General features: G+C 63.7%; 15 protein-coding genes. 7 read left to right on the forward strand and 8 right to left on the reverse strand.

Translation table 11 applies throughout. The features are described 5' to 3' along the window. Positions 1-35: 35 nt before the first annotated feature. Positions 36-338 carry an Asp-tRNA(Asn)/Glu-tRNA(Gln) amidotransferase subunit GatC gene (gene gatC / locus BZG29_RS04695; protein ID WP_077399414.1) on the reverse strand — a complete coding sequence of 101 codons (303 nt, stop codon included), beginning with the start codon at positions 336-338 and terminating at the stop codon, positions 36-38. Positions 339-688: 350 nt separating this feature from the next. Here gatC and BZG29_RS04700 point away from each other — a divergent pair, with 350 nt between their 5' ends. From BZG29_RS04700 to BZG29_RS04725, 6 genes are all read left to right on the forward strand, one after another. Then, entirely contained in the window at positions 689-1732 is a 1044-nt protein-coding gene (locus tag BZG29_RS04700; protein WP_010393186.1) for a rod shape-determining protein, read from the forward strand. A 108-nt stretch (positions 1733-1840) separates the two neighbouring features. Next, the gene (mreC, locus tag BZG29_RS04705; protein ID WP_077399417.1) at positions 1841-2914 is read left to right on the forward strand and encodes a rod shape-determining protein MreC; all 1074 of its coding nucleotides are present in this window, start codon (positions 1841-1843) and stop codon (positions 2912-2914) included. Further along, the gene (mreD, locus tag BZG29_RS04710) at positions 2911-3423 is read left to right on the forward strand and encodes a rod shape-determining protein MreD (RefSeq protein WP_077399420.1); all 513 of its coding nucleotides are present in this window, start codon (positions 2911-2913) and stop codon (positions 3421-3423) included. Before mreC ends, mreD begins: the two co-directional genes overlap by 4 nt. Positions 3424-3435: 12 nt before the next feature. Continuing rightward, entirely contained in the window at positions 3436-5406 is a 1971-nt protein-coding gene (gene mrdA / locus BZG29_RS04715; RefSeq protein ID WP_077399423.1) for a penicillin-binding protein 2, read from the forward strand. Positions 5407-5414: 8 nt separating this feature from the next. Further along, complete coding sequence (rodA, locus tag BZG29_RS04720) at positions 5415-6530, forward strand: rod shape-determining protein RodA (protein ID WP_077399426.1); 1116 nt, start codon at positions 5415-5417, stop codon at positions 6528-6530. Further along, complete coding sequence (locus BZG29_RS04725; RefSeq protein WP_077399429.1) at positions 6530-7570, forward strand: septal ring lytic transglycosylase RlpA family protein; 1041 nt, start codon at positions 6530-6532, stop codon at positions 7568-7570. The genes rodA and BZG29_RS04725 overlap by 1 nt, the downstream gene beginning before the upstream one ends. Here BZG29_RS04725 and BZG29_RS04730 read toward each other — a convergent pair whose 3' ends face one another. From BZG29_RS04730 to argS, 7 genes are read right to left on the reverse strand one after another with little or no spacing between them, the layout of a single operon-like run. After that, on the reverse strand, positions 7571-8269 hold the full coding sequence (locus BZG29_RS04730) for an SPOR domain-containing protein (protein ID WP_077399432.1): 699 nt from the start codon (positions 8267-8269) through the stop codon (positions 7571-7573). It lies immediately after the preceding gene. Next, entirely contained in the window at positions 8263-9021 is a 759-nt protein-coding gene (locus tag BZG29_RS04735; RefSeq protein WP_077399435.1) for a type III pantothenate kinase, read from the reverse strand. The genes BZG29_RS04730 and BZG29_RS04735 overlap by 7 nt, the downstream gene beginning before the upstream one ends. A gap of 4 nt (positions 9022-9025) precedes the next feature. Next, positions 9026-9820 carry a biotin--[acetyl-CoA-carboxylase] ligase gene (locus tag BZG29_RS04740; protein ID WP_077399438.1) on the reverse strand — a complete coding sequence of 265 codons (795 nt, stop codon included), beginning with the start codon at positions 9818-9820 and terminating at the stop codon, positions 9026-9028. Between the two features lie 10 nt (positions 9821-9830). Continuing rightward, positions 9831-10592 (reverse strand): SDR family oxidoreductase, encoded by a 762-nt coding sequence (locus tag BZG29_RS04745; RefSeq protein ID WP_077399441.1) that lies wholly within the window; start codon positions 10590-10592, stop codon positions 9831-9833. Between the two features lie 37 nt (positions 10593-10629). Further along, a complete protein-coding gene (locus tag BZG29_RS04750) occupies positions 10630-11301 on the reverse strand; it encodes a thiol:disulfide interchange protein DsbA/DsbL (protein ID WP_077399444.1) in 672 nt (223 codons plus the stop codon). A gap of 9 nt (positions 11302-11310) precedes the next feature. Then, entirely contained in the window at positions 11311-12015 is a 705-nt protein-coding gene (locus tag BZG29_RS04755) for an SPOR domain-containing protein (protein ID WP_077399448.1), read from the reverse strand. Between the two features lie 20 nt (positions 12016-12035). Next, positions 12036-13745, reverse strand: a complete 1710-nt coding sequence (argS, locus tag BZG29_RS04760) for an arginine--tRNA ligase (protein WP_077399451.1) — start codon at positions 13743-13745, stop codon at positions 12036-12038. 376 nt (positions 13746-14121) lie between these two features. Here argS and rsmB point away from each other — a divergent pair, with 376 nt between their 5' ends. Then, complete coding sequence (rsmB, locus tag BZG29_RS04765; protein WP_077399454.1) at positions 14122-15543, forward strand: 16S rRNA (cytosine(967)-C(5))-methyltransferase RsmB; 1422 nt, start codon at positions 14122-14124, stop codon at positions 15541-15543. Positions 15544-15621: the final 78 nt, after the last annotated feature.

Below are 15621 nucleotides of genomic sequence, written 5' to 3' on the forward strand. Positions count from 1 at the left end.
TTCGGCAAGAAGGCGGGAGCGGCGCAACGGCGTGTTTATTCGATAACCTTGGGCACGAGATAGAGTCCATCCTGGACTTTCGGCGCCACGGCCTGGTAGGCATCGCGGCGGTTCTGTTCCGTGGCGATATCGTCGCGCAGGCGCAGGGCGATATTGTCCATGTGGGCAGCCAGCGGGTGGCTCAGGGGTGCCACGCCATCGGTATTGACGGCTTGCATTTGTTCCGCGAGTGCAAAAATCTTGTTCAATTGGGCCAAAGACGTGACGGCCTGGTCGTCGGCCATTTCAAGTTGGGCCAGGTGGGCGATGCGTTTTACGTCGGAGAGTGTCAGGGACATGGCGAATGGCGCGGAGTGCCGCGCATTAGTATTAAGTTGGCGTTTTGATAAAACGCGGGTATTTACTGCTATTTTGTTCACAAAAATCGAGGAATGCCGCGTAACTCGCGGCTGCAAGAGTCGCACTTTTCCATGGTTTTTGAGCAAATCGCATTCAAATTATAAGGTAGAATGGCGGGTTAATGCGTTGCCGGCGCTGATGGACCGCTGCCGCAGCATAGAAAAGATTGCGCAAGCGCCAAGCGAAACCCGGAAAAATCGCCTTTTGGATTTTCAGGGGGCCTGAAAGCGCCCGCTTTGAAACTCCCTATAAACAGCTTTTGCGCAGCTCGATGCGCTACAGGACACTCATGTTTGGTTTTTTACGCAGGTATATCTCCACCGATCTGGCCATTGACTTGGGCACGGCCAACACCCTTATTTATGTACGCGGCCTCGGTATCGTCCTGGACGAGCCATCCGTCGTCGCCATCCGCCAGGAAGGCGGTCCGAATGGCAAGAAGACCATTCAGGCAGTCGGCAAGGAAGCCAAGCAGATGCTGGGCAAGGTGCCGGGCAATATCGAAGCGATTCGCCCGATGAAAGATGGCGTGATCGCCGACTTCACCGTCACCGAACAGATGCTCAAGCAATTCATCCGCATGGTGCACGACTCGAAATTCTTCCGCCCATCGCCGCGCATCATCATTTGCGTGCCGTGCGGTTCGACCCAGGTCGAACGCCGCGCCATCCGTGAATCTGCGCTGGGCGCCGGCGCCTCGCAGGTGTACCTGATTGAAGAACCGATGGCAGCGGCCATCGGTGCGGGCCTGCCCGTGTCCGAAGCGACAGGCTCGATGGTGGTCGACATCGGTGGCGGCACCACCGAAGTGGGCATCATCTCGCTGGGCGGCATGGTCTACAAGGGTTCCGTGCGCGTGGGCGGCGACAAGTTCGATGAAGCCATCGTCAACTACATCCGCCGCAACTACGGCATGCTGATCGGCGAACAGACGGCTGAAGCCATCAAGAAGGCCATCGGTTCGGCCTTCCCTGGTTCGGAAGTGAAGGAAATGGAAGTCAAGGGCCGCAACCTGTCCGAAGGCATCCCGCGCTCGTTCACCATCTCCAGCAACGAGATCCTCGAAGCGCTGACCGACCCGCTGAACAACATCGTCTCGGCCGTGAAGAACGCGCTGGAACAGACGCCGCCGGAACTGGGCGCCGACATCGCCGAAAAAGGCATGATGCTGACGGGCGGCGGCGCACTGCTGCGCGACCTGGACCGCCTGCTGATGGAGGAAACCGGCCTGCCGGTGCTGGTGGCCGAGGACCCGCTCACCTGCGTGGTGCGCGGTTCCGGGATGGCTCTGGAACGTATGGACAAGCTCGGCTCGATCTTCTCCTACGAATAATCTGACAGAAGGGCCGGAAACCATTCCGGCCTTTTTTTGGTTTTGGCGCCGGCGTCTGACCGGGGCCTGCACGTTGGCGCACTGCGCCTGGCCTGATTATTGGAAGTCATGGAATACAGTCCTCCGCCACTTTTCAAACAAGGCGCCTCCGCCCGCGTCAAGATGATGGTGTTCGCCGGCATTTCAATCGCCCTGCTGCTGGTCGATTCGCGCATGCACGCGCTGACTGCCGTGCGCCAGGCCGTCGGCACCGTGCTGTATCCGGTGCAGATGGCAGCTCTGGTGCCGCGCGATGTGGCGCTTGGCGTCGGCAATTACTTTTCTTCGCTGTCCGCTCTGGAAAAACAGGTGCGCGACCTGAAACACGAGCAAATCGCCTCGGCGCAGATACTGCAGCAGGCGCAGCTCAACATCGTTGAAAACAACCACTTGCGCAAATTGATGGAAGCGCGCGAGCGCGTTCCCGTCAAGACCATGATGGCCGAAGTCCTGTATGACACGCGCGATTCGGCCACGCGCAAGATCGTGCTCGATCGCGGTATCCAGCATGGCGTGGAACTGGGCCGTCCCGTGATCGACAACCTCGGCGTGGTGGGACAAGTCACGCGCGTGTTCCCGTTCACCTCCGAAGTGACCCTGCTGACGGATGAAGAGCAAGCCATTCCCGTGCAGCTGCTGCGCAACGGCGTGCGCAGCGTGGCCATCGGCCGCGGCAAGTCCGGCACCATGGAGCTGCGCTTCACGGCCCCCAGCGCCGACATCCAGATCGGCGACATCGTCATTACCTCGGGCCTCGACGGCCTGTACCCGGCCGGCCTGGCCGTGGCACGCGTGACCCTGGTCGAGCGCAATGCGCATGGCCCGTTTGGCCGTGTCGTGTGCCAGCCGCTGGCCGGCATCGAACGCAACACACAGCTGCTCATCTTGATGACGTCGCCCGAGATTCCACCGCGCCCGCCCGCTGAAGATGTCAAGACGGGCCGCAAGATCGCCGGCAAGATGGCACCGATCAAGGACCCTGCCAAGGAGCCTGCGGCTGCCGCTGCGACACCGCCGGCCGTCAATGCGGCCGCAGTGCCGGCCGCGAAACCGCCTGCCGGCCCCGCGCCGAAACCGGCGGCGCCTGCCGCAACGCCTGTACCAACACCTGCTGCCGTGCCACCGAAGGAAGCGACACGATGAACCGCCCGCATTACATCCTGCTGCCGGTCAGCCCCCTGTTCATCGGTTTTTCCCTGCTGTGCGCTTTTTTGCTGAACCTGCTGCCGTGGGGACAGTTCGTCGGCGTGCCCGATTTCGTCGCCCTGGTGCTGGTCTTCTGGGGCATCCACCAGCCGCGCAAGGTCGGCATCGGCGTGGCGTTCTTCATGGGCCTGATGATGGACGTGCACGATTCGACCCTGTTGGGCGAGAATGCGCTGGCCTACACCTTGCTCTCGTATTTCGCCATCATGATGCACCGCCGCGTGCTGTGGTTTCCCATCCTGACGCAGGCGCTGCACGTGCTGCCGCTGCTGCTGCTGACGCAGGCGCTGCAATTGCTGACGCGGCTGATCGTCTCGGGCCGCTTCCCCGGCTGGCTCAATTTCATCGAGAGCTTCGTCGCCGTGGCCCTGTGGCCCCTCGTCACGTGGATCCTGCTGGCGCCGCAGCGCCGCGCCGTGGACCGTGACCACAACCGGCCGATTTGACGGGCGCCTGCCATGACTGAACTGAAGAACACCGAGCGCGAACTGCATTTTTTCCGCATGCGCCTGACCATCCTGGGCGCGCTCGTCTTCGTCTGCTTTTCGCTGCTGCTGGCGCGTTTCATCTGGCTGCAGGTGATCAAGCACGAGGACTATGCGACCAAGGCCGAAGACAACCGCATCGCCGTGGTGCCCATCGTGCCAACGCGCGGCCTGATCCTCGACCGCAACGGCGTGGTATTGGCGCGCAATTACTCGGCCTACACGCTGGAAATCACGCCATCGAAATTGAGCGCCAGCCTTGATTCCGTGATCGACGAGCTGTCGACCCTGGTGCAGATCGACATCAAGGACCGCCGCCGCTTCAAGAAGCTGCTGGAAGAATCGAAGAACTTCGTCAGCGTGCCGCTGCGCACGCGCCTGACGGACGAGGAAGTGGCGCGCTTCACGGCGCAGCGCTTCCGCTTCCCTGGCGTCGAGGTGCAGGCGCGCCTGTTCCGCCAGTATCCGATGGGCGAAATCGCCTCGCACGTGGTGGGCTTCATCGGCCGCATCAACCGCAACGAAGCCAAGGCGTTGGAAGAGGGCGAGGACGCGGCCAACTACAACGGCACCGACCATATCGGCAAGGAAGGCCTGGAAAAAAGCTACGAGAAGCAGCTGCATGGCACCACCGGCTACGAAGAGGTGGAAGTGTCGGCCGGCGGGCGCGCCATGCGCACCCTGTCGCGCACGGCGGCCACCCCTGGCAATAACCTGATCCTGTCGATCGACATCGAATTGCAAAAAGTGGTCGAGGAAGCGTTCGGCGAATGGCGCGGCGCGGCCGTGGCCATCGACCCGGCCACGGGCGACATCCTCGCCTACGTCTCCAAGCCAGGCTACGACCCCAACCTGTTCGTCGACGGCATCGACCAGCAAAGCTGGAACGAACTCAATACTTCGCTGGACCGGCCTATGGTCAACCGTCCCTTGTCCGGCACCTACGCGCCCGGCTCGACCTTCAAGCCCTTCATGGCGTTGGCCGCGCTCGAATTGGGCAAGCGCACGCCAAGCCAGTCAATTTCCGACCCCGGCTTCTTCATCCTCGGCGGCCACACCTTCCGCGACGACAAGGTGGGCGGCCATGGCACGGTGGACATGCACAAGTCCATCGTCGTCTCGTGCAACACCTATTATTACCAGCTGGGGCGCGACATGGGCATCGACGCCATCCACGACTTCATGAAGCCGTTCGGTTTCGGCCAGCTGACGGGCATCGACCTGAATAATGAAAAGACGGGCGTGCTGCCGTCGACGGAATGGAAGCGCAACCGCTTCAAGACGCCGCAGCAGAAAAAATGGGTGGGCGGCGACACGATTTCGGTGAGTAACGGCTCTGGCTACAATTCGTATACGCCGCTGCAGATCGCCCACGCGACAGCCAACCTGGCCAATAACGGCGTGGTGATGAAACCGCATCTGGTGAAGATCATCGAAGACGCCGCCACGCGCGCGCGTACTCTGACGGTGCCCAAGGAAAGCTACCGCATCGCGCTCAAGCAGGAAAACATCGACATCATCAAGCGCGCCATGGTGGGCGTGACCAGCGAGCAAGGCGGCACGGCCGCGCGCATCTTCACCGGTGTGCAGTACACGGTGGGCGGCAAGACGGGTACGGCGCAGGTGGTGGGCATCAAGAAAAACGAGAAGTACAATGCCAAGCTGCTGGCCGAACGCCTGCGCGACAACGCTTTGTTTACGGCCTTCGCGCCGGCCGACAAGCCGCGCATCGCGATTGCCATCGTGGTGGAAAACGCGGGCTTCGGCGCCGGCGTGGCCGCGCCGATCGCGCGCAAGGCGCTCGACTACTATCTGCTGGGCAAGCGCCCGAGCGACAAGGAAAAGGACACCACCAAGGTGCCCAAGGAAGATGTCGACGAAGTGCGCACCCTGGAAGAAATCACGGACGAGCAAGCAGCCCCGACGGCACCTGCCAGACAATAAGGAAGCACATGCCCATTAACGAGAGGCGCTCGCTGTGGCGGCGCGCCAAACCCTATCTGGCGGTGTTCGATCCGCCGCTGATGATCATCATCCTGATGCTGCTCAGCACCAGTCTGCTGACCTTGTATTCGGCCAGCATCGGTATCCCCGGCAAGATCGAGGACCATTTGCGCAACATATTGCTGTGCTTTTTCGTCATGTGGGTCGCGGCCAACGTCACGCCGCAGATGATGATGCGCATCGCGGTGCCCGCCTATACGGTGTCGGTGATCTTGCTGGTGGCCGTGGCGCTGTTCGGCACCATCAAGCTCGGTGCGCGGCGCTGGCTGCATATCGGCGTGATCGACATCCAGCCGTCGGAATTCCTGAAGATCGCCACGCCGCTGATGCTGGCCTGGTTCTTCCAGCACAATGCGGGGGCTCTGCGCTGGAAATCATTTGTGATGGCGGCCGTGCTGTTGCTGGCGCCCGTCTATTTGATCGCGCGCCAGCCCGACCTGGGCACGGCGCTGCTGGTGGTGGCGGCCGGCTTTACCGTCATCTTCCTGGCTGGCCTGTCGTGGAAGGTGTTGGCCGGCTTGCTGATCACCTTTGTTTCCTGCCTGCCGATCGCCTGGTCTCACCTGCATGATTACCAGCGCGACCGTGTGATGATGCTGATCGACCCGACCAAGGACCCGCTGGGCAAGGGTTTCCATATCATCCAGTCCATCATCGCCATCGGTTCCGGCGGCATGACGGGCAAGGGCTGGACGCACGGCACGCAAGCCCACCTGGAGTTTGTTCCGGAACGCACGACCGATTTTATTTTTGCCGTATATTCCGAGGAATTCGGCCTGGTCGGTAACTTGATCCTGATGCTGATGTATTTGCTGCTGGTGGGACGGGGGCTGATGATCGCCGCCAACGCCCCCAGTTTTTTCACTCGCCTGCTGGCAGGAGCGATCACTATGATTTTCTTTACTTACGCCTTCGTCAACATGGGCATGGTCAGCGGCATCGTGCCGGTGGTCGGCGTCCCCTTGCCATTCCTCAGCTATGGCGGCACCGCGCTGCTGACCCTGGGCGTGGCCACCGGTATCCTGATGAGCATTCAGCGCCACCGCAAGCTGGTGCAGACCTGATGCGCGCGCCATTCGATACCTTCGCCATGCGCGGGCTGAGCCTGACGGTCTTGCTGACCCTGGCCGCGTGCGGCACCACGCCGCAAAAGCCGCCGGCCAACGTGCCGATGCCGCCGGGCGGCAAGGTCAAGTCCCCTGTGCGCCAGGATCCCACCTTGCCTGCGCTGCCGGCGGCCGGTTCCGGGCGTGGCGGCTACTACAAGGATGATGGCCCGGGCGACAATCCGCCGGCCAACCTGCGCGACGTGCCCGATGCGGAAGTGCGCAACGAGCCGTATTCCACGCGCTCGAACCGTCCTTATGTTGTCTTCGGCAAGACCTACACGCCGATCACCAACAACGAGCCTTTTACCCAGAAAGGCACGGGTACCTGGTATGGCAAGAAATTCCATGGCCAGCGCACCTCGTCCGGTGAAATCTACGATATGTACAAGATGACGGCGGCCCATCCCACCTTGCCGATTCCATCGTATGCGCGCGTGACGAGCATCGACAGCGGCGAGCAGGTGATCGTGCGCATCAACGACCGCGGTCCGTTCCATGCCACGCGCGTCATCGACGTGTCTTACACGGCGGCGCTGAAACTGGGCTTTCTCGGGAAGGGCAGCCACCAGGTGGTCGTCGAACGCTTGCTGCCGGCCGATATCGACGCCATCCTGGCTGCCAGAGCGGCGCCCAAGCCGGTGCCGTCCGTGGTGGCTATCTCCATCGATACGCCGGTGGAAACGGGCGCCGTGGTGCAGCCGGAAGTGTCGACGCAGATGCTGCCCGTCGATGCGACGGTGGCCATGCCGGCGCCGGCGGCGCTGGCCAGCGGCTTCTATTTGCAGCTGGGTGCTTATTCGCGCGCCGACAATGCGGAATCAGGACGTTCGCGCCTGGCGCCATACGCGGCAGCCCTGGGGACCCTGGGCGTGGTGCAGGCCGGTAACCTGTTCCGCCTGTACGGCGGACCGTTCTCCAGCCGCGCCGAGGCGGCCCGCGCGGCGGCGAATTTGCCGGAATCGACAGGCATCAAGCCCATCGTGATCCAAAGGTAGTTATTTACAATTGCGCAGGTCTTGTTCCGGGAACTGCGCCTTGATCTTCTCCAGACGCGCGCGCGTGGCGGCGTCGAGGTCGCGGAACTGGTAAGCCATCTGCTTGCTGGCGCTGTAGCGCGGTGCGACGCGGGCGCTGTGCACGCCCTGTTTGTTGAGCGATGCCAGCTGGCTTTGTGCGCTGGTTTCCGACTTGAACACGCCCAGTGAAATGCCCCAGCGCAGCGGGCTGCTTTCATTCATGATGAAGTAATTTGTCACGCCCAGCTGCTTCAATTCGCCGGCCTTGCGGTCGGCGCCTTCCTTGCTGCCCTGCGGCGGGATGTACACCATGTAGCTGGAAATCTCCTGGCCTGCCACGTTGCGGCGCGACTGGCGGTCGCCCAGGTCCAGCGACGCCACTTGCGCTTCGAAGCGGCGCCCGTCAGCCAGCAGGAAATTGCCCACTTCCGTGCACGCATACGATGTCGGCGGCGCCGGTGCTGCCGTCGCCGGCGTCACTACCTCTTCGGCGGCAGGCGGCGCGGCGGGCATCATGGCCTGCTCCTGCGTCAGCAAGGTGAGCTTGGTCGCTTGCAGCTGGTTTTTCAGGCGCGCCGGTTCGCGCGTCTCCGTGCGAAAACTGCCCAGATAACCCTGGCCGATGGCCAGCACCAGCAGGTTGACGCCGGCCAGCAGCCAGAAGACGAATTTCAGCATGGGTGGTTTCCTTGTGTTCCTGAGGCCTCGGCGCGCGCGGCCGCCTGCAGGCCGAGCATGACGATATTGTCGACCAGGTGCAGCGGCACCGCCAGCGCCAGGGCCGGTGCGATGCGCGCTGCGGCGCCGCCCGACAGCAGGCAGGCGCCGGCGCCGTGCATGCGCACGGCCCGTTCGATGGCGCCCGCCTGGGCCGCCAGGCAGCCGGAGAGGATGGCGTCATCCGTGTTGTCGGCAAAGCCGGCCGGCAGCATGGCGTCGCTGGCGATTTGCGGCAGCTGCGCCGTGTTGCGCGCCAACGAGCTGGCCATCAGTCCCAGTCCCGGCAAGATCATCCCACCGAGGAAAACGCCATCGGCCGTGATGGCGTCGATGGTGGTGGCGGTGCCGCAATTGGCGACGATGACGGCCTGGCCAGGCGCCAGCGCGTGCGCGCCGATGGCAGCGGCAAAACGGTCGCAGCCCAGCTGCGACGGCACGCGATAGCCGTTCGTCAGTCCCGCCAGCTGCGGCAGCGAGACAAAGTCGCGGGCAACGACCGGCAGCATGGCGCGCAGGCGCGTGCCGATGACGGCGCCTGCCACGTTCGACAGCAGTGCTTCGCCGATGGCGAGTGTCGCCCACTGTGCGGCCAGGGTGTCGATCTGCGCATGCGTGACGGCGCCGCTGGCCAGCCAGCCGCCGGCGGGGCTGTCGGCGGCCACGAGTGCCCATTTGATGCGCGTATTGCCCGCGTCGATCAGCAGCAGCATGCGCTTACTCCCCCGTCAGGCGCAGGGACACGTCGCCGGACATGATGTGCTGCAAGCCGTCCTCGCCGCGCAGCAGCAGCCGGCCCAGTTCATCCACGCCGGCCGCCACGCCTTGCTGCAGCAGTTGGCCATTGTCGAGGATTTTCACGTGCTGGCCTTGCCAGGCATGCAGCAGGTTCCAGCGTTCCGTGAAGGGTGCAAAGCCCGTGTCGTCGAATTCGGCCAGCACGCCGGCCAGGCGGCTGAGCAGGGCCGCCACCAGGGTGTTGCGCTCCATCTGCGCCAGCCAGGGCACGGCCGAGACGCTGCGGCCGATCTGCCGTTCCAGTGCATCGGGCATCAGCAGGTTGATGCCGCAGCCGATGACGGCCCACACGCCACCATCTGGCGTCTGCTGCGTCTCGACGAGGATGCCGGCCAGTTTATGCCCGTCCTTGAGCAGGTCGTTCGGCCACTTCAATTGCACCGGCACGCCCAGCGCCGTCATGCTTTCGGCCAGCGCCACGCCGACGGCCAGCGGCAGGCCGACCAGCCGGTGCAGCGGTCCCTTGAAGCGCCAGGCCAGCGAGAACATCAGGCTGGCGTCCGGTTGCGACACCCACGGTCGCCCGGCGCGCCCCCGTCCGGCCGTCTGCTGGCCGGCGATGCGCAGGGTAGGGCCGGCCAGGGTGGCGCAGCGCGCCAGCAGGTCGGCGTTGGTCGATCCCGTTTCGTCGACCACTTCAATGGCCACGTGGGAGGCGCCTGTGGCGCAATGGGCGGCGATGGCCGCGCTGTTCAGGTCTGAGTGCTTCGTCATGGTGGTCAGTTCAGTTGCGCGCCTTGTGCGGCGCATTCGCGAAGGCCCGGTCGTAGATGGCATTGGGCAGCGCGCGCAGCAGCTTGGCGACGACGCCCATCTGCCACGGGATCACGCGGTAGCTGTCGCCGTCGGCGATGGCGCGCGCGGCGCGCACGGCGAATTTTTCGGCCGGCATCAGGAAGGGCATGCGGTAGGCGTTATGGCGCGTCATCGGCGTGTCGATGTAGCCGGGCGTGATGGTGACGACCTTGATGCCCGCCGGTTTCAATTCCAGGCGCAGCGATTCGCAGTAGCTGATGACGGCCGCCTTCGAGGCGCTGTAGGCTTCGGCGCCGGGCAGGCCGCGGATGCCGGCCACGCTGCCGATACCCACCAGGCGTCCGCTGCCCTGGCTTTTCATGGTGGCGATGAAGGGGGCGAAGGTGGCGACGGTGGCCGTGACGTTGATGGCCATCAAACGGGCGAAGGCGTCGAGGTCTTCCGCATGTTCGCTCAAGGTACCGTACGACACGCCGGCGCTGGCGATGACGACGTCGATACCGCCGGCATGGGCGATGAAGTCGCCGGCTGCGCCTTTCAGGGCGGCGTGGTCGCACACATCGACGGCGTAGGCGCGGTGGCGTTCAGGGTGGGGCAGGGAGGCGATCAGTTGCTGCAGGGTGTCGCTGCGGCGGGCCAGCAAGCCCAGATGGGCGCCCTGGCGCGCGTACTGCAGCGCCAGGGCGGCGCCCAGTCCGCTCGACGCGCCCGTGATGAAAACGCGATGCATCAGGCGATGCCCGGGCGCGCCAGGGAAGTGGCCATGCTTATTTCTTTTCCGCTTTGGCTTTCGCGACCAGCACGTCCATCACGCTGAGCGCCTGGGCGTTCAGCTGCTCTTCGTTCTTGGCCGACTTGCTGCCCTGGTCGGCCTGCGAAGGGGAGGTGATGTAGCGGCCATCGATGGCGATCATGGGCCAGAACGTCACGTTATAACCCTGCATCATGGCGTCCGCGCGGCGCACGCGGGCCGAGACGCCCATCGAACGGTAAGTGTCGATGAACTTCTGGCGGTCCACGCCCTGCTTGGCGACGAAGTCGAAGACGGCGTCGTCGGTGTTCAGGCGGTTGCGCTCCACGTGCATGGCGTGGAAGACGCCGGTGTGCAGCTTGTCGACCAGGCCCATGGCTTGCAGGGTGAAGAACAAGCGCTGCTGCGGCGCCACGCTGTCATCGCGCGACACGTGCACGCGCTTGAAGACGATGTTGTCACCCTGTTTCTTGACCCAGGCCGCCAGCTGCGGTTCGAGCACGTTGCAATGCGGGCAGTAATAGGCGAAGAATTCCGTCACTTCGATTTTCTTGCCCGATTCCGTCGCCTGCGGCGTGGGCAGGGTTTCGTACTCGACGCCGTTTTTCGGCTCGGCAGGCGAGGCCGATGCGCCCATGGCGGCGGTGCACAGGGCGGCGGCGATCAGGATCTTCTTCAGAAAACGCATGCTGGTTCCTTATTTTTGGTTGCGGACGACGGCGACATCGATGCCGTTTTCAGACAGTTTGGTGCGTGCGCGGTTCATCGCTTCGAGCTGGTTGAACGGCCCGACCCGTACGCGGTGCAGCACGCCGGCATCGGTGCTGCGGTCGCTGATGGCCGCTTCGAAGCCGAGTAGCGCCAGTTTGCCGCGCGTGCTTTCGGCGTCCGACATGTCATGGAAGGCGCCGGCCTGCAGATAATAAATCCATTTGTCGCTGGCTGCATCGGCCTTGGCCTCTTTCACGTCGGCCTTGGCTTGCGGCGCGGGCGCTGTTGCTGCCGGCGTTTTCGGCGCCGGCTTGTCCTTCAATGTACCGATCAATTCCTGCAGCGCGTCCGGCGGCGGCGCCTTCGGCTGCTGCGCGGTGGCGGGCGCGGGCGCGGCAGGCTGCGTCGGCGTGGTGATCTCGCGCGGCTCCTTGGAGAAGTCGCGCGCCGCTTCCTTGGCCGCTTCCTTGTTGCCGTACATCGGCTTGTTCGGGTCGGCGATCTGGCCGGCCGTCGGCTCGGCCGATTTGCCGGCCTTGCCCGACTTGTCGGTGAAGGGCGAGGCGCCCTTGGTGATCACCAGGGCGACCACCACGGCGATGCCCAGGCCGATGACCAGGCCGATGATGATGCCGACCAGGGTATTGCCCTGCTGGCGCCGGGACGAAGAGAAGCGGGAAGCATGATTCATTGACGATTAGACCTTCGCGATTACATTTTGTTTGGCGCGGACACGCCGATCAGTGCCAGTCCGTTGCGCAATACCTGGCGCGCGGCGATGACGAGGGCCAGGCGGGCCATCTTGACGGCTTCGTCCTCGACCAGCACTTTTTCGGCGAAGTAGAAACTGTGCAGGTTGGCGGCCAGGTCGCGCAGGTAGAAGGCGACTTGGTGCGGTCCCAGTTCGGCCTGCGCGCGCGCCAGCATTTCAGGATAGGCGGCCAGGGTCGCCAACAGGGTCGCTTCGGTCGGCGCCGTCAGTGGGGAAAGGTCGACGCCGGCGACCGTGCTTGCATCGCCGCCCCAGTTTTCCAGGATGCGGCAGATGCGCGCATGCGCGTACTGCACGTAATAGACCGGGTTTTCATCGGTGGTTTTCAGCGCCACGTCGACGTCGAAGACGAATTCCGTGTCGGCCTTGCGCGAGATCAGGAAGAAGCGCACGGCGTCGCGGCCCTTGGCGATGTCGCCGCCGCCCGACCATTCGATCAGGTCGCGCACGGTCACGTAGGAGCCGGCGCGCTTCGAAATCTTGACTTCTTCGCCATCCTTCATGACGGTGACCATCTTGTGCAGCACGTAGTCGGGGTAGCCTTGCGGGATGCCCATGTCGACGGCTTGCAGGCCGGCGCGCACGCGCGCGATGGTGCCGTGGTGGTCGCTGCCCTGGATATTGATGGCCTGCACGAAGCCGCGCTGCCATTTCACCAGGTGATACGCGACGTCCGGCACGAAATACGTATAGGTGCCGTCCGTCTTGCGCATGACGCGGTCCTTGTCGTCGCCGAAGTCGGTGGTGCGCAGCCACAGCGCGCCATCCTGCTCATACGTGTGGCCCGCCTTGATCAAGGTTTCCACGGCGCTGTTGACCTTGCCGTCCGCGTACAGCGACGATTCCAGGTAGTAATTGTCGAACTTCACGCCAAACGCCTGCAAGTCGATGTCCTGCTCGTTGCGCAGGTAGGTGACGGCGAATGGACGGATGGAATCGATGTCTTCCACGTTGCCGTTGGCCGTCGCTGGCTGGCCGTCGCTGGCCGAGACGGTCTTGCCGGCCTTGAAGTCGTTGGCGATGTCGGCGATGTAGTCGCCGTTGTAGGCGGATTCCGGCCATTCGGCGTCGCCCGGCTTGAAGCCGCGCGCGCGCGCCTGCACGGAGTTGGCCAGGGTCTGGATCTGCACGCCGGCGTCGTTGTAGTAGAACTCGCGCGTCACCTGGTAGCCTTGCGCGTCGAACAGCGAGGACAGGGCGTCGCCCAGGGCCGCCTGGCGGCCGTGGCCCACGTGCAGCGGACCGGTCGGATTGGCCGAGACGAATTCCAGGATGACTTGCTTCCCGGCGCCTGCCGTGCTGCGGCCATAGCTGTCGGCCTCGCTCAGGATGGTTTTCACGACGGCCTGTTTGGCGGCGGCGGAGACGCGCACGTTGATGAAGCCGGGGCCGGCGATTTCCACTGCTTCGACCAGGCCCTTGCCGGCCGGATTGGCCAGCACGGCCGTCACGATGGTTTGCGCCAGTTCGCGGGGATTCTGTTTCAGCTGCTTGGCCAGTTGCATGGCGATATTGCAGGCGACGTCGCCATGCGATGCATCGCGTGGTCGCTCGAGCACTACGCTAGGCGCAAGCGAGGTGCCGGCCAGGACGGGAGCGAGGGCGGCCTGGAACAGGGCGATGATTTCTTGTTTCTGTTGGGCGAGCATGAGCAGGATGGCGGTGGAACCGCGTTAAGAATGAATAGAATGAATCAAAAAGCAAAACGGACGGCCAGTACCCAAGCCGCCCAGACTGCGTTAATTATACTGGTTTGCTGCCGGGAACAATACGCCAGCCGGCAGTGTGCCCGTGCCGGCGCTTTTCACGATATTATCAGGACAGCATGCCTATGTTGGTGCATGAAAACATCAGCATGGCGCATTCTGCTTGTATATATGCAGTTTTTTGCCGCAATTTACAGGTATCGCTGCAATCGCTTGGGCCAGAGGGCGCCACAAACGCTACAATCGACCCTTTATTGATGACGCGCGGCCGCGACTTTGCCACCATGCAGCCCGCCGCGCGCAGCCACACCGGATAACTATGAACAAGCGCCCCACGCTGAAATTGAAAACCAAGCCGGCGCCAGGCCAGGCTCCTGCCGCACCGAAATTGCGTCCCAGCTACCATCCCGACCTGAAACCGGTCTTGCAGCCAGGCTTCCAACCCGATTTGCGCGCCGACTCGCTGGCGTTTTGCCTGCTGGGCGCGGCCAATGCCGTGGCGCAAGTGCGCACGGGCACCGCCCTGCCGCAGGCGCTGGCCAAGGTGTTTACGCAATCGAACGCCAGCCCGCAGGCGCGCGGCGCCATCCAGGATATTTCCTACCGTACCATGCGCCAGCTGGGCCGCAGCGAAACCCTGGTCGGCCTGATGACGTCGAAGGCGCCCGAGCCGCCGATGCTGGCCGCCCTGCTGTGCTGCGCGCTGTCGCTGATGTCGGCTGAGCCGGGCGAGCAACCGTACGAAGAGTTTACCGTTGTCGACCAGGCTGTCACGGTGGCCACCTCGCACCCTGACCTGGCGCATGCCAAGGGCATGGTGAACGCCGTTTTGCGCCGTTTCTTGCGCGAACGCAAATCCTTGCTGGAAGCGGCCCTGCAGCAACCTCTGGCGCAATGGAATTATCCGCAGTGGTGGATCGACTCGCTGCGCCTGGCTTACCCACGCGACTGGCAAGCCATTCTGACGGCCGGCAACGCCGTGCCGCCACTGACCTTGCGCGTGAATCGCCGCAAGAGCACGGTCGAAGCGTATCTGGCCGTGCTGACCGAGGCCGGCATTGCCGCGCGCCAGGTGGGACCGTTCGCCGTGCGCCTGGACAAGCCGATCGGCGTGGCGCTGATCCCCGGCTTCGAGCAGGGCGTCGTTTCCGTGCAAGATGCTGGCGCGCAATTGGCCGCGCCGCTGCTGGACTTGCAGGATGGCATGCGCGTGCTGGACGCCTGCGCGGCGCCCGGCGGCAAGACGTGCCACATCCTGGAACTGGCCGACGTGCAAGTGACGGCCATCGACGCGGACGCCAAGCGCCTGCCGCGCATCGCGGAAAACCTCGAGCGCCTGGGCCTGGAAGCGACACTGAAGGCGCAGGATGCGCAATCGAGCGCGTGGTGGGACGGCCAGCAGTACGACCGCATCCTGGCCGACGTGCCGTGCACGGCCTCGGGCATCGTGCGCCGCCATCCCGACATTCGCTGGTTGCGCCGCAAGGGCGACGCGTTCCAACTTGCAACACTTTCATCCAAAATTCTGGACAACCTGTGGCAGATGCTGCGGCCCGATGGTAAATTGCTGTTCGTGACATGTTCGTTGTGGCCGCAAGAGTCCGAGGCACAGGCGGCGGCATTTGCGGTACGCAATAATGCGACCCGATTGACAGCGCCTGGCCAGCTGTTGCCGACTGGCAGCGCGGAGCAGGACCACGACGGTTTGTTCTATGCGCTATTCCAAAAAAATGCGGCTTGAGCGATTCGTCGAACCTTATCTTACGGACACTACCGGCACACTTGTGACAACACGACTCTTCCGACTCCTGGCCCTGCT

The sequence above is a fragment of the Janthinobacterium sp. LM6 genome, assembly GCF_002002885.1.
GTDB classification, from domain to species: Bacteria; Pseudomonadota; Gammaproteobacteria; order Burkholderiales; family Burkholderiaceae_D; genus Janthinobacterium; species Janthinobacterium kumbetense.

Bases quoted from the DNA above. Each gene is read 5' to 3' on its own strand.
- gatC (WP_077399414.1), bottom strand. From the start codon at position 338: ATGTCCCTGACACTCTCCGACGTAAAACGCATCGCCCACCTGGCCCAA.
- BZG29_RS04700 (WP_010393186.1), top strand. From the start codon at position 689: ATGTTTGGTTTTTTACGCAGGTATATCTCCACCGATCTGGCCATTGAC.
- mreC (WP_077399417.1), top strand. From the start codon at position 1,841: ATGGAATACAGTCCTCCGCCACTTTTCAAACAAGGCGCCTCCGCCCGC.
- mreD (WP_077399420.1), top strand. From the start codon at position 2,911: ATGAACCGCCCGCATTACATCCTGCTGCCGGTCAGCCCCCTGTTCATC.
- mrdA (WP_077399423.1), top strand. From the start codon at position 3,436: ATGACTGAACTGAAGAACACCGAGCGCGAACTGCATTTTTTCCGCATG.
- rodA (WP_077399426.1), top strand. From the start codon at position 5,415: ATGCCCATTAACGAGAGGCGCTCGCTGTGGCGGCGCGCCAAACCCTAT.
- BZG29_RS04725 (WP_077399429.1), top strand. From the start codon at position 6,530: ATGCGCGCGCCATTCGATACCTTCGCCATGCGCGGGCTGAGCCTGACG.
- BZG29_RS04730 (WP_077399432.1), bottom strand. From the start codon at position 8,269: ATGCTGAAATTCGTCTTCTGGCTGCTGGCCGGCGTCAACCTGCTGGTG.
- BZG29_RS04735 (WP_077399435.1), bottom strand. From the start codon at position 9,021: ATGCTGCTGCTGATCGACGCGGGCAATACGCGCATCAAATGGGCACTC.
- BZG29_RS04740 (WP_077399438.1), bottom strand. From the start codon at position 9,820: ATGACGAAGCACTCAGACCTGAACAGCGCGGCCATCGCCGCCCATTGC.
- BZG29_RS04745 (WP_077399441.1), bottom strand. From the start codon at position 10,592: ATGCATCGCGTTTTCATCACGGGCGCGTCGAGCGGACTGGGCGCCGCC.
- BZG29_RS04750 (WP_077399444.1), bottom strand. From the start codon at position 11,301: ATGCGTTTTCTGAAGAAGATCCTGATCGCCGCCGCCCTGTGCACCGCC.
- BZG29_RS04755 (WP_077399448.1), bottom strand. From the start codon at position 12,015: ATGAATCATGCTTCCCGCTTCTCTTCGTCCCGGCGCCAGCAGGGCAAT.
- argS (WP_077399451.1), bottom strand. From the start codon at position 13,745: ATGCTCGCCCAACAGAAACAAGAAATCATCGCCCTGTTCCAGGCCGCC.
- rsmB (WP_077399454.1), top strand. From the start codon at position 14,122: ATGAACAAGCGCCCCACGCTGAAATTGAAAACCAAGCCGGCGCCAGGC.